At 72.2% G+C, this 13223-nt stretch carries 10 protein-coding genes; 6 read left to right on the forward strand and 4 right to left on the reverse strand.

The annotated features are described in order from the left end of the window. Positions 1-99: 99 nt before the first annotated feature. The 5 genes from WME73_RS33320 to WME73_RS33340 all read left to right on the forward strand — a co-directional run bounded on the left by WME73_RS33320 (position 100) and on the right by WME73_RS33340 (position 5439). Positions 100-1215, forward strand: a complete 1116-nt coding sequence (locus WME73_RS33320) for an aminoglycoside phosphotransferase family protein (protein ID WP_437740381.1) — start codon at positions 100-102, stop codon at positions 1213-1215. Beyond that, positions 1212-1742 carry an adenylyl-sulfate kinase gene (locus tag WME73_RS33325; RefSeq protein ID WP_437740382.1) on the forward strand — a complete coding sequence of 177 codons (531 nt, stop codon included), beginning with the start codon at positions 1212-1214 and terminating at the stop codon, positions 1740-1742. The genes WME73_RS33320 and WME73_RS33325 overlap by 4 nt, the downstream gene beginning before the upstream one ends. Beyond that, entirely contained in the window at positions 1739-3358 is a 1620-nt protein-coding gene (locus tag WME73_RS33330; protein WP_437912129.1) for a protoglobin domain-containing protein, read from the forward strand. Before WME73_RS33325 ends, WME73_RS33330 begins: the two co-directional genes overlap by 4 nt. Before the next feature lie 71 nt (positions 3359-3429). Then, positions 3430-3870, forward strand: a complete 441-nt coding sequence (locus WME73_RS33335) for a response regulator (RefSeq protein WP_437740384.1) — start codon at positions 3430-3432, stop codon at positions 3868-3870. Positions 3871-4044: 174 nt separating this feature from the next. Beyond that, positions 4045-5439 (forward strand): sigma-54-dependent transcriptional regulator, encoded by a 1395-nt coding sequence (locus WME73_RS33340; protein WP_437740385.1) that lies wholly within the window; start codon positions 4045-4047, stop codon positions 5437-5439. A gap of 24 nt (positions 5440-5463) precedes the next feature. On the opposite strand, the gene WME73_RS33345 is transcribed toward WME73_RS33340, so the two are convergent. The 3 genes from WME73_RS33345 to WME73_RS33355 form a co-directional block, all read right to left on the reverse strand. Continuing rightward, a complete protein-coding gene (locus WME73_RS33345; protein ID WP_437740386.1) occupies positions 5464-6582 on the reverse strand; it encodes a branched-chain amino acid aminotransferase in 1119 nt (372 codons plus the stop codon). A gap of 189 nt (positions 6583-6771) precedes the next feature. After that, positions 6772-7407, reverse strand: a complete 636-nt coding sequence (locus WME73_RS33350) for an MBL fold metallo-hydrolase (RefSeq protein WP_437912130.1) — start codon at positions 7405-7407, stop codon at positions 6772-6774. A 186-nt stretch (positions 7408-7593) separates the two neighbouring features. Next, a complete protein-coding gene (locus tag WME73_RS33355; protein ID WP_437912131.1) occupies positions 7594-8886 on the reverse strand; it encodes a hypothetical protein in 1293 nt (430 codons plus the stop codon). A gap of 847 nt (positions 8887-9733) precedes the next feature. Between WME73_RS33355 and WME73_RS33360 the strand changes: the two genes are divergently transcribed. Beyond that, a complete protein-coding gene (locus WME73_RS33360; protein WP_437740388.1) occupies positions 9734-10822 on the forward strand; it encodes a serine/threonine-protein kinase in 1089 nt (362 codons plus the stop codon). Between the two features lie 40 nt (positions 10823-10862). Here WME73_RS33360 and WME73_RS33365 read toward each other — a convergent pair whose 3' ends face one another. Then, positions 10863-12740 (reverse strand): amidohydrolase family protein, encoded by a 1878-nt coding sequence (locus tag WME73_RS33365; protein WP_437912132.1) that lies wholly within the window; start codon positions 12738-12740, stop codon positions 10863-10865. Positions 12741-13223: the final 483 nt, after the last annotated feature.

Raw genomic sequence — 13223 nt, forward strand, 5'->3', positions numbered from 1 at the left:
CGGTAGGGCCCGGCGCATCGGCGGGGCGGCCTGCTTCTTGCCGCTCTCGCGGATCCGACGCCCCCGTCGGGATCTCACCCCGCCCCCCTCGAGGAGACCATGCGCGCGCAGGCAGCCCTGTCCGAGACCGATCTCTCGCGCCCGATACGCCAGCTCGTCGAGGCCGTCGTGCCGGGCGCGCAGGTCGTCGAGATCGCCACGCTGGGGCCGGATGCCGGCTCGAACCACGATCGGACCGAGAAGTCCGCCGGCTACGGCGTCCCCCGCCGGATCACGGTGATGAGGCCGGATGGCTCGAAGCAGCGGCTGGTCCTGCACACGTCGACGGCGGACCCGTTCGGACACGACCGGCGATCGGATCGGGCGGCGGAGGCGCTGCTCGCCTTCGACACCGCAGGATCGATCCCGGCGCACGTCGAGGTCGTCGACGTCGGCGCGCTGACCCACGACCATCGCCTCGTGTCGCTGCGCGACGCCGGCGAGTTCTATCTCCTCACCACGTACGCGGAAGGGCAGGTCTACGCGACGGATCTGCGCCGGATCGCCAGCGAGCGCCGCGCGGGCCCCGAGGATCTGGCGCGCTGCGAGGCGCTCGCCAGGTACCTGATCGCGCTCCACGCGGCGCCCGGCGCCCAGCCGGGCAGCTACCGCCGCGCGGTGCGCGATCTCGTGGGCCACGGTGAAGGCATCTTCGGCATCATCGACGGCTATCCGGACGACGTGCCCGGCGCGCCGCCCGAGCGGCTCCAGGCCATCGAGCGGCGCTGCGTGGCGTGGCGATGGAAGCTCCGCGGCATGGACCGCCGGCTCGCGCGCACGCACGGCGATTTCCACCCGTTCAACATCGTGTTCGACGGGTCGTCGCGGCTCGCGCTGCTCGACACGAGCCGCGGATCCCAGGGCGATCCCGCGGACGACGTCACCTGCCTCGCCATCAATTACGTCTTCTTCGCGCTGGACGCGCCTGGTGCGTGGGAGGGCGGCTTCCGCGCGCTGTGGCGGCGGCTCTGGGAGGTCTACCTCGGCTGGAGCGGCTCCGCGGGGCTGCTCGACGTGGCGGCGCCGTTCCTCGCGTGGCGCGCGCTCGTGCTGGCCAACCCCGGGTGGTACCCCGCGGTCACGGCGCGGGCGAGGGACGCGCTGCTCTCCTTCGTGGAGCGCGCCCTCGACGCCCCGCGCTTCGATCCGGACGACGCCGAGGGGCTCTTCGCGTGAGCGGCGGGGTCGTCTGGATCACGGGGCTCCCGTCGTCGGGCAAATCCACGCTGGCCGCGCGGGCGCACCGGGCGCTGCTCGGCGAGGGGCGGGCGAGCTGCCTCCTCGACGGGGACGAGGTGCGCGACGCGCTGGTCCCGCGGCCCGGCTACGACCCGCGCGCTCGCGACGATTTCTACGAGACGCTCGCGCGCCTCGCGGCGCTGCTCGCGCGCCAGGGGCCGATCGTGATCGTGGCGGCGACGGCGCACCGCCGCGCCTACCGGGAGCGCGCCCGCGCGCTCGCGCCGCGGCTCATCGAGGTCTACGTGGACGTCGCGCCGGCTACCTGCAGGGAGCGCGACCCGAAGGGCCTCTACCACGCGGCCGGCGCCGGGGAGATCGGCGCGCTCCCGGGCGCGGGCGCCGACTACGAGGCGCCGCTCGCGCCGGAGCTCGTCGCGCGCGGCGGCGAGGACGAGGCGGCGCTCGCGGCGCTGCTCGAGCGCGCGAGATCCTGGTCCGCCTCGGCGGGGGCGGGGCCGTGATAGACACGGTGACCGTGCCCGCGCAGGAGACGCTCTTCGACGAGATCAAGCGGTACGTCCGCTTCAGCGAGCAGGACGAGCGCTGGCTCGCCGTGCTCCGCGCACACGCGGAGCCGCACTTCCCCCGCATCGCCGACGAGTTCTACGATCGCATCCGCGAGCACGAGGGCGCGCACGACGTCTTCACCGGCGAGGAGCAGGTGGAGCGGCTCAAGCGATCGCTCGTCCGCTGGATGACGCGCATCTGCACGGGGCCCTACGACGGCGCGTACTTCGACGAGAGCGCGAAGATCGGGCGGATCCACGTCCGGGTGGGCCTCCCCCAGCGGTACATGTTCACGGCGATGACGCTCATCCGGCTCGCGTTCCACGAGATCGCCCAGAGCGCGCTCGGCGCGGAGGTGATCCCGGTCAGGGCGGCGGTGAGCAAGGTGCTCGATCTCGAGCTCGCCATCATGCTCGAGACGTACCGCGACGACTTCCTCGCGCGCGCGCAGCGCGCCGAGCGCCTGGACCGCGAGGAGGTCGGCCGCACGCTCGCGCGCACGGAGCACCGGTACAAGAGCGCGGTCGAGCTGGCCCGCGTCCTCGTCGTGGGCCTCGACGCGCAGGCGATCGTGCGGCTCTTCAACCGGGAAGCGGAGCGGATCACGGGGCTCGCGCGCGAGGACGTGCTCGGGGTGCCGTTCGTCGAGGCGCTCCTCCCCGAGGAGATCCGCGCGGATCACGGCGCGCTCGTGGAGGACGTCGCCGCGGGCCGCCGCCCCAGCGTCGATCTGCTGGAGAGCATCGTGCGCACGCGCGCCGGCAAGATCCGCGATCTGCGCTGGCAGCTCGCGTACGCCCCTTCCGCGGCCGACGACGAGGTGGTGCTGTTCGCGATCGGGCAGGACACGACCGACGAGAACGCGCTCGCCGCGCGCGTGCGCCAGAGCGAGAAGCTCGCCGCGGTGGGGACCCTCGCGGCGGGCCTCGCGCACGAGATCAGGAACCCGCTGAACGGCGCGCAGCTCCACGTGACCTTCCTCGAGCGGGGGCTCGCGCGCGCCGGCCTGAAGGACCCGGACACGCAGGAGGCGATCCAGGTCGTCCGCGACGAGATCCGCCGCCTCTCGGCGCTCGTCAGCGAGTTCCTGGACTTCGCCCGGCCGCAGCCGCTGTACCTCCGGCCGACGCCCGTCGTCCCGCTCTGCGAGCGGGCGGCGCGCGTCGCGGCGTCGTCGGACGGCGCCGGCGCGCAGGCCGCGGTGAAGGTCGACTTGCCCTCGACCGACATCGTGCTCGACCTCGATCCCGCGAAGATCGAGCAGGTCCTGCTGAACCTGCTCCGCAACGCGATCGAGGCGGTGGACGCGGCCGGAGGCGGCACGGTCACCCTCCGCGCGCGGCGGCAGCCGCGCCACGCCGTCGTCGAGGTGGAGGACGACGGCCCCGGGATCGCGAGCCCGGACGCGCCGATCTTCGATCCGTTCTTCTCGACGAAGCCGAACGGCACCGGGCTCGGGCTGGCGATCGCTCACCGCATCGTCACCGATCACGAGGGGACCATCGAATTCCAGAGCCGCCCGGGGAGGACGCTCTTCCGCGTGACGCTCCCGCTGCGCCGCTCCGGCTGACCTCCGCCGCTCTCCTGGCCGCGCGCGACTGCGGCTCCAGGGCTGGCACGCAACTTGGTAGAGATCGGGGCGTGGAACCGCGCAGCACCGAACAACCGCTGATCCTGCTCGTGGACGACGACGTGCAGAGCGCTCGCCTCCTCGAGCGCCTGCTCGAAGAGGACGGCTTCCGGGTGGAGCTGGCCACGAACGGCGCGCTCGCCATCGCGCGGCTGGCCCGCCGTCCGATCCCGGACATCCTGGTGACCGATTTCCGGATGCCCCACGCCGATGGAATCGCGGTCGCGCGCTACGCGAGATCGCTCCGGCCGGATCTCCCGCTGTTCTTCTTCACCGGGTATCCCGACCTCGTGGCGCGCCTCGGGCGAGGGCTGGAGCCCGCGGCGGTTGTGCACACGAAGCCGATCGACTACATCGCCCTGAGCGACGAGCTCCGCGCCACCGCGGACGCGGCGCTCTCCGGCGCCTCGCGCGCCACGCGGCCGAGCTCCCCCTTCCCTCCCCCGGCCTGAGCAGGGGGCGCGCCAGGCCCGGCGAACGGCTTGCGCCCGCGTGCAACGGCTGCGGCGCCCGTCGCCTGCCCCGGCGCGGCCCTCCCGCCGGCCCCCTCGATCCGCGCGCGGCCGCGCCTCCGCCGAACGAGTGTCGCAGCGCCTCGCGGACACGGTATGTTCGGAAGGAACGATATGAACGCTGAGAAGAGGCAGAGCTCGAGGGTGCTCGTCGTGGACGACGAGGCGAGCGCGCGCTCGGGGCTGGAAAAGCTGTTGCGCCAGGAGGGTTATACCGTCGACGCGGCGGCGGACGGCGTCGAGGCGGTCGAGGTCGCGGCGGAGCGGCCGCCGGACGTCGTCATCACGGATCTGAAGATGCCGAGGATGGATGGGGTGGCGCTGCTCGGGAAGCTGCGCGAGCAGGATCCGGCGCTGCCGGTGATCGTCGTCACCGCGTTCGGGGACGTGACCTCGGCGGTGCTGGCGATGCGGGCGGGGGCCGAGGATTACCTGACGAAGCCGGTCGACTTCGACGCGCTCCTCCTCACGCTGGAGCGCGCCCTCGAGCGGAGCGCGCTCCGGGTCGAGGCGGAGAACCTCCGCCGGCAGCTGCGAGAGCGCCAGGGCGAGGGCGTGGAGGGGCTCATCGGGACGAGCCCGGCGATGCAGAAGGTCTACCGGATGGCCCGGCAGGTGGCCGGCGCGCGGGCGACGGTGCTCATCACCGGCGAGAGCGGCACGGGCAAGGGCGAGCTCGCGCGCGCGATCCACGCGAAGGGCTCGCGCGCCAAAGGGCCCTTCGTGACGCTGCACTGCGCGGCGCTCGCGGAGTCCCTGCTCGAGAGCGAGCTGTTCGGCCACGAGCGCGGCGCGTTCACCGGCGCCGACAAGCGGCGCATCGGGCGGTTCGAGCAGGCGCACGGCGGGACGCTCTTCCTCGACGAGGTCGGCGAGATCGCCCCCTCGACGCAGGTGAAGCTGCTCCGCGTCCTCCAGGAGAGGACGTTCGAGCGCGTCGGCGGGAACGACGCCGTGACCATCGACGTGCGGCTCGTCGCGGCCACGAACCGCGATCTCGCGGCGGCGGTGCAGGAGGGCCACTTCCGGGAGGACCTCTATTACCGGCTCAACGTCGTCCACATCGACATGCCGCCGCTGCGCATCCGCGACACCGACGTGCTGCTCCTGGCGAATCACTTCCTGCGCCGGTTCGCGGCGGAGAACCACCGCAAGATCGAGGGGTTCACCGACGAGGCCCGGGCGAAGCTCATCGCGCACCGGTGGCCGGGGAACGTGCGGGAGCTCGAGAACGCGATCGAGCGGGCGGTCGTCCTGTGCGACGACGCGCGCATCGACGCGGAGCACCTCCCCATCGACGCGGCGCCGGTCGCCAAGGGGGCCCTGCGGATCCCGGGCGCCACCATGGCGGAGATAGAGCGCTATGCCATCCTGTCGACGCTCGAGGCGACGAACGGCTCGACGACGCGCGCGGCCGAGCTCCTGGACATCAGCATACGCACCATCCAGTACCGCCTGCACGAATATGGGCTGACGGCGAAGTCCAAGCGCCCACCGGCGGCGCAGTAGAGCGGGACGCGCCCGGTCAGCCGGTCAGACCACGTCGTGCATCCAGCCGTGGCGATCGGGCGCGAGGCCGTGCTGGATGTCGAGCAGCGCCTCGCGGAAGCGCGCCGCCACGGGGCCCGTCTCGTTGTCGTGGATGGAGAAGGTCCCCTCGCGGGACTTCACGGCGCCGATGGGCGTGATGACCGCGGCCGTCCCGCACGCGAACGCCTCGGTCATGCGGCCCTCGCGCACCGCCGCGCGCCACTCGTCGAAGGTGACCCTGCGCTCCTCCGCGGCATAGCCGAAATCCCGGGCGAGCTGGATGATGCTGTCGCGGGTAATGCCCGGCAGGAGCGTGCCTGTCAGCTCGGGGGTCACGATCACGGGGCGCCCCCGCTCCTCGTAGACGAAGAAGATGTTCATTCCCCCCATCTCCTCGACGACGCTGCGCTGGACGGCATCGAGCCAGACCACCTGCGCGCAGCCCTCGGCCGCGGCGTTCATCTGCGCGAGCAGGCTCGCGGCGTAGTTGCCCGCAAACTTGGCTGCGCCCGTGCCGCCCGGCGCCGCCCGGACGAAATCCTCCGAGATCCAGACCGTCACCGGCTTGACGCCCTGAGGGAAATACGCGGCCGCAGGCGACGCGATCACCAGGAAATCGTAGTCGCGGGACGCCCTCACCCCGAGCGCCACCTCGGTGGCGAACATCAACGGTCGGATATACAGGCTCTCGCCCACGGGCGAGGGGACCCATGCGCGATCCTGGCGGATCAGGGCGTCGACCGCGCCGACGAACAGATCAACCGGCATCTCCGGCATCGCCAATCGGCGGGCAGAGCTATTGAAGCGGCGCGCGTTCGCCTCCGGCCGGAACGTCTTGATGCGCCCGTCCGGCTGCCGATAGGCCTTGAAGCCCTCGAAGATCGCCTGACCGTAATGCAGCACCATCGCCGCAGGATCGAGCGTGATCGGCGCGTACGGCCGGATCTGCCCCCGGAGCCAGCCCCTGTCCGCCGCGTACGGGATCACGACCATGTGCTCCGTGAACACGCGCCCGAAGCCAGGGTTCTGCATGCGCTGCGCGCGCTCCGCGTCGCCGAGGGGATGCGGCGTGGCTAGGATCTCGAGATCGACCTTCGTGGCAGGCGCGCTTTCGGTGCTCATCGTGCTCGACTTCTGCGGCGGACAGCGGTCGACCCGGCTCGAGTGGGCCGACGCGCGTCATCGTCGCGCGGCATTTTTCGAAAGAATCCTGGCGGGATGCAAGCACTTTCTCGCGAGAAAGCACCGCGGCGACGTGGATAAGCGGGCGCGCAAGCGAGTGCGCGAGCGCGCGAGCAGGCGGGCGGCGCGTCACGACCGCAAAAAGGGATTTCTGTCGCGCTCCTCGCCGATCGTCGTGGAGGGGCCGTGTCCGGTGACGACCCGGGTCGACGGATCGAGCGTGAGCAGCTTGCCCCGGATGGATGAGACGATCGCCCGCGAGTCGCCACCCCACAGATCGGTCCGGCCGATGCTGCGCCGGAACAGGGTGTCCCCCGTGAACGCGACGGCGCCCGTCTCCGCGAGCACCAGGAACGAGACGCTGCCCGGCGTGTGCCCCGGCGTGTGGAGCACGTGCAGATCGAGCCCGCCCGCCTTCACGACCGCGCCGTCGTTCAGGTCGCCGTCGACCTCGCACCGCTCCGGCAGCGCAATGCCCAGCATCGCCGCCTGGACGGGGAGCATGTCGTAGAGGAAGCGGTCGGCCTCGTGAATGCGGGCCGCGGCGCCGGACCAGCGCTGGAGTGGCGCCGTGGCGCCCACGTGATCGATATGGGTGTGCGTGTGCACGATGGCCGCGACCTTCGCCCCGGACTGCTCGACGCGCGCGCGGATCTTGTCGAAATCGCCCCCGGGGTCGATGACCACGGCGCCCTTGCTCACAGGGTCGACGAGGATCGAGCAGTTACACCCCAGCGGACCGACGGAGAACGTCTCGAGCAGCACAGGGCGAGCTTGTAGCACGCGGAGCCCCGACCTCCACGCGCGACATCGTCGCCGAGGCAGCGCCGCGAGCTCCGATCGACCACCGCCCGGAGCGCGCGGCGCTGCGGCGCTGAAGGACGCGCGGAGACCTCGGATCCTCGCGGACCTCGGGTGCTCGATCCCGCGCGCGCTGGCCGCCCGAGACCGCTACTTCGGGGCGCTCACGATGGTGCCGTTCGTTCCGAGTCCGTTGGTCCAGTAGACGCGGGTCGCGTCGAGGGCGATGCCGTAGGGCGACGGCTCGCCGGCCGCCACGGCCCCGATGATGCCGTTCGGCAGCATCCTCATGACGTTCGGTGAGGTGGGGTCCGTCCAGTAAACGCCCGTCGCGTCGGCGGCGATGCCCCTCGGGTTCTCCCGGCCGCTCGCGATCACCGTCGGCTCTCCGCCGGTCTTGGCCACCCGCATCACGTTGCCGGTCCTGCTGGTCGTCCAGTAGACGTGCGTCGCGTCGACGGCGATCTCGCGCACCTGGCCTTGATCGGCCGCCAGCGTGGTGAACGGGCCTTCGCCCGTGGAGTCCTTGGGCGCGGACATCACCATGCCGCGCTCGTCGCGCACGGTCCAGTAGACGTGCGTCTCGTCGACCGCGAGGGCGTGCGTCGTCCCGCCCCCGTCCGAGATGACGGTGAACGGCCCGTTGCCGTCCGAGTCCTTCCGCGCGCGGACCACGGAGCCGCCGTCCTCGCGGTTCGTCCAGTAGACGAACTCCTCGTCGATCGCCACGCCGAACGGATCGGGCTGCCCTGCGGCGATCGCCACCGGCGCCTCCTGGCCGCCGACCCGCGCCCTCATCACCTGACCGTCGCTCTCGCCCGCCACGCCCTGGTTGGCCCAGAAGACGTGGGTGGCGTCGGCCTTGATATCGGCCGGCTGGACCTGCGCGGTGGCGATGTTGATCGCGACAGCTTCGCCCTGCGTCCACTGCCTGACCACGCCCTGCTCCCCGTTGGTCCAGAACACGACGCCGTTGGCAACAGCGAGGTACAGCGGATCCTGCTGGCCCGAGATGTGGATCGAGGTGCGGACGCACGTGCCGTCCCGGCAGGTGCCATCGCAGTCGACGGGGCAAGTGCCGCAATGGAGGGCGTCGTTCGTCACGTTGACCTCACAGCTGTTCTCGGCATCCGCGTCGCAATCGACGTAAACGTCCCCGCAGACCGGCGGCTCGTCGATGATGGGCCCCACGCCCCCGCTCCCCCCGCTCCCCGCGGTCGCTCCGCCCACGCCCGGCTCGCCCCCGGTGCCCTGGCCGCCGACGCCCGCCGCGCCCCCCGTGCCCGGCGCGCCGCCCTCGTCGCCTCCTCCCGCGGAAGCCGTGGTCCCGGGACCGGACCCGCCGGTAGTGAAGAGGTTCGACGCCTCAGGCGTGGAGCAAGCTGCTACGGCGAGTCCGGAAACGAGCCCGAGGAGAACGGTGCGACGCATTGTGCTGTGCATGGAAACCTCCACCCATACAGGCTACACGAGCCTGTCGAAGAAACGCATCTGTGAACTTGATGTGTTTTCAAACCTAATTCGTCCGCGCACGACCGGGCACGCCTCGTGCGGATCCGGAGGAGGATGACGCCGATGCGGCGGGCGAGGGCGCTCGTGGCAGGACAGCAGGCTCGACCCCGGCGCGCGCGGGCGTGCGGGCGCGCTGGTTCGGCCGCCCCGCGCAGGCGCACGCGGCTGGAGCTCCGGCAATGTCGCTGGATCTACCGACAAGTGGTCGCGCTCCGCCGGCGACGGGCGAGCGCCGCCCAGCGCGCAACGGGCTCTCGCCACGTCGGGGCCGCGGGCGCGACTCTGCACCTCGTGCGGCCGGCGCTCCCCGTCGCGCGGCCGTGAGGCACAGGCGATGAGGGGTCTCCGCACGCCCCGGCCGGAGACACGATGAGGCAGCGCCATCAGCGCAGGAGACGGCGCAGCCTGGCGACTCACGATCACGGCGGAGCGGTGGAATCTCGAGAGAGCGCGCGCGGCCGCGGCGGTGGGTGCGATCTCTCGAAGGCCGCTCGGGAGGCTCGGCTCACGCGCGCTTCGTGAGCTCCAGCCTCGGCGCCGCCCGCCCGCTCCCTCGCGAGCGCCTCGCCCCCGCGCCCAACCGGGAAGATGGCGCTGGGCGCGCAGGGGCGCTACCCTCCGGACGCCGCGTGTGTGAACGTACGATGTCATCCAGGGTGGATCCGCTGTTCCGCCGCGTGGCGCGCGGTCACGGGGGAGCGCGCGGCGCGGCTGTGCGTGCCCTGCGCTGCGGCCTCCTCGACGCCGCGCGCGAGGCTCGGCCTGGAGGCGCGAACGCATGAGCGGGTCCGTGTTCATCGCGGGAGGCCAGGCGAGCTCCGCGGCGCGAGAGCGCGCGATGACGTTCGTCGGGCGCACGCTCGTCCACCGCTATCGCCTCGAGGAGCTCGTCGCGATGGGCGGCATCGCCGCCGTCTTCAGGGCGAAGAAGCTCGCGACCGGCGAGGACGTGGCCGTCAAGGTGCTCCACCCGGACGCCGAGGAGCTGCCGGAGCTCATCGAGCGCTTCGAGCGCGAGGCGCTCGCCGGTCGCCACATCTTCCACCCGAACGTCGCGGCGGTCTACGAGATCAACCAGCTCGACGACGGCGCGTGGTTCATGGTGATGGAGTTCATCCGCGGCATCACGCTGCGGAAGCTCATCGACCAGGGCCCCGTCCCCCCGCTGCGCGCGACGAACATCGCGCGCCAGCTCGCGAGCGCGCTCAACGCGGCGCACGACTTCGGGATCGTGCACAGGGACGTGAAGCCGCTCAACGTCATGGTCCTCGACGGGCCGGAGGAGCGCGTCCTGCTCATCGACTTCGGCCTCGCCAAGGTGCCGATCGAGCAGTTCTCCATCACCGACGACGGCTCGCGCCGCTCGCTGACGAACGCCGGCGTGCTGCTCGGCACGGTGGCCTACATGGCGCCCGAGGCGGCGCTCGGCATGCGCTCTGTCGACCGGCGGGCCGACCTCTACGCGCTCGGGGTCATCCTCTATGAGATGCTCGCGGGCAAGCACCCCTTCACGGCGGTCGAGCCGTCGGCGCTGTTCGCGCAGCACCGGTCGGCCGTGCCGCCGCCGATCGCCGAGCGCTCCCCCGGCGTCGTCGTCCCGCCCGCGCTGGAGGCGGTCGTGATGCGCCTGCTCGCCAAGGACCCGGACGACCGCTTCCCCCACGCGCGCGCCGTGCTCGTGGCGCTCGACGCCGCCGTCCAGAAGATGAGCGCGCCGGACAGCGGCATCGCCCTCGCCGCCCCGTCCAGCCTCCGGGCCGCGGCCAGCTTCATCGAGCGGCGGACCTCGCGGGCCGTGATCGCCGGCGCGGGCATCGTGTTCTTCATGATCGGGAGCGTGATCGCCTGGCTGCTCGCGTCGCGCTGAGCGCGCGCGGCGTCATCGCGCGCCCGGCATCGTCGCGCGCTCAGCGGCGCCCGGCCGGCTCGCAGGTTCCCACGGGGAGCCCTGCGAGCGCGGTGTGATCCACGCACCGCTCGCCGCCCGGGCACGGCGCGGCGCGCTCACCGCGCGGATCGCAGAGCGCTCTGCAGGTGTTCGAGGGATCGCAGACGCTGCCGGGCGCGCACGCGAACGACGCGTCGCACGGCTGCCCGTCCGAGCCCGCGCCCGCGTACCAGCACGACGTCGAGCCGTTGCCCCAGAACACGCAGGCAGCGCCGTTGTCGCAGTCCTGCGCGAAGAGATCGCAGCCGTCGCCGTCGATGCAGGCCCCCCTTGTGAACGAGCCGCCATCGAGGAAACACGCGCTCCCCGGCGCGCAGTCCGAGGCGGATCTGCAGGTCGCGGCGCAGACCTGGGCCGGGTTGCACGTCTGCGCGGGCGCGCACTCCGACGCGGCGAGGCACGTCTCGCCGGGGCCGGCGCCCGTCCTGGGCTCCCGCGCGAGGCTCGTCTTGCGCGGCAACGCGAGCGCCTCGCGATCGAGGAGGACGCCCGACTTGTAGACGCGCGACACGCGCTCGAGCGCGCGGACGTCGGCGAGCGGATCGCCGTCGACCACGAGCACGTCCGCGAGCGCCCCTCGCTCGAGGCGCCCGAGATCGGGCCGCCCGAGCACGTCCGCGGCGCGGCGCGTGGCGGCGGCGAGCGCCTCGATCGGCGGCATCCCGGCCTCGACGAGGAGCGCGACCTCGCGGCGCAGGCTCAGCCCGTGAAAGACGCCCGGGTTGCCGGCGTCGGTGCCGGCGGCGATCGTGACCCCGGCCTGGTAGCAGGTGACGAGGTTCGCGATCGCATGGTCGCGCCGCCGCTTCACGAGCTCCAGGAAATGCGCCGTCCTGAGCTCCGCGAGCAACGAGGGATCACGCAGGGCCGCGATCACGCCGACCGGCACGTCATCGACGAGGGCGGGGTCGTCGAGCTCGGTCAGCGCTCCGTGGGCCGTGCGGTACAGGCCGTCCGCCACCGCGAGCGTGGGGACGACGACGGCCCCGGCAGCGGCCATCCTCCGCGCGAGGTCTGGTGAGATTCGGTCCTCGTCCGGGACGTGCGCGAAGAGCGTCACGCCGCCGTCGAGCGCGGCCTCGATGTCCGGGGCCGCCGTCGCGTGGGCGATCACCCGGACACCCGCGGCCGCGGCGGCCTCCTGGATCGCCGCCACGGACGGGCGCGTCAGGCGCGGCAGCGGCAGCGATCCGCCCCCCTCGAGCACGATCTTGATGAAATCGGGTGCCCTCGGGAGGAGCGCCTCGAAGGCCTTGTCGACGTCGGCGGGCGAGTCGATGAAGACGCAGTAGTCGCCGGGCGGGCTGCCTTGATAGCAGGGGTGCCCTCCGGTCGGCGTGAGCAGGGGCCCGGCGGCGAAGAGCTGCGGCGCGAGGAGGTCGCCGGCGTCGATGCGCGATCGCTGCTCGAAGATGACGTGCTGGGATGAGCCGAGGTCGAGGTACGAGGTCACGCCCGCCCGGAGCATCGCCTTCGTGTGGTCCTCGAGGTGGAGGTCGCCGTCATAATAAGCATAGGGCCCGGCGACGCTCAGCGAGTGGACGTGGAGATCGATGAGCCCGGGGAGGACCGTCTTGCCAGCGACGTCCACGACCTCGCCGCCCCCGGCCTCGACGCGGGGCTCGGCGTCGCCGAAGACGACCTGCTTCACCCTGTCGCCCACGATCACCACCGTTGCCCTGGCCGCGCGCGTGCCGTCGAACACCATGCCTCCCTTCAGCACGGTGCAGCCAGCACACCCCACCTCGGTCGCGCTGGGCGTCGAGGGGCTCTCCGCGACGCCGCAGCCTACGAGCCACGTTGACGCAGCGACGAACCACAAAGCGAGACGACCCATCGCCAGTCCGAGCGAAGTACGACGCATGACACTCCGTTATCGATGGGCGCCAGGAGCACCCGAGAAGCGGCAGACCGCGTACCGGACACAGCGCACAAAAGCAATCGAATGAAGCGGCGCGCACGGCGCGATGCACGCGCGCATGCAGCGTGCCGCCTTATCCAGGATTGTTCGTATCGAGGCGGGTGGCTCGAGGGAGGCGCTTTGTCCCCGACGGCCCTTGGGCATCTCCGGCCCGAGCGGAGGACGGCTCCAGATCGGAGGCGAGCTTGACAGATGGGCCTATCCCGGAAGTCCAGCCGCCCGGGCACACGGAGGGAACACAGGGAGTCACGCTCGATGTTGTTCCGGCCTTCTCTGCTGCTCCGGCGGCGATCCAGGTTACCCGGAAGAGCCGCCGGTGTGGGGCGAGCGTGAGAAAGGAGCCCGCGGACGCCCTCCTTTGACGGCGGCATCTCTCGTACTGTCCACGGATCGGGGCGC

It is taken from the genome of Sorangium sp. So ce302 (assembly GCF_051530145.1).
In the GTDB taxonomy this organism is placed as follows: Bacteria; Myxococcota_A; Polyangia; order Polyangiales; family Polyangiaceae; genus Sorangium; species Sorangium cellulosum_B.

Bases quoted from the DNA above. Each gene is read 5' to 3' on its own strand.
- WME73_RS33365 (WP_437912132.1), bottom strand. From the start codon at position 12,740: ATGGGTCGTCTCGCTTTGTGGTTCGTCGCTGCGTCAACGTGGCTCGTA.
- WME73_RS33340 (WP_437740385.1), top strand. From the start codon at position 4,045: ATGAACGCTGAGAAGAGGCAGAGCTCGAGGGTGCTCGTCGTGGACGAC.
- WME73_RS33345 (WP_437740386.1), bottom strand. From the start codon at position 6,582: ATGAGCACCGAAAGCGCGCCTGCCACGAAGGTCGATCTCGAGATCCTA.
- WME73_RS33360 (WP_437740388.1), top strand. From the start codon at position 9,734: ATGAGCGGGTCCGTGTTCATCGCGGGAGGCCAGGCGAGCTCCGCGGCG.
- WME73_RS33355 (WP_437912131.1), bottom strand. From the start codon at position 8,886: ATGCACAGCACAATGCGTCGCACCGTTCTCCTCGGGCTCGTTTCCGGA.
- WME73_RS33320 (WP_437740381.1), top strand. From the start codon at position 100: ATGCGCGCGCAGGCAGCCCTGTCCGAGACCGATCTCTCGCGCCCGATA.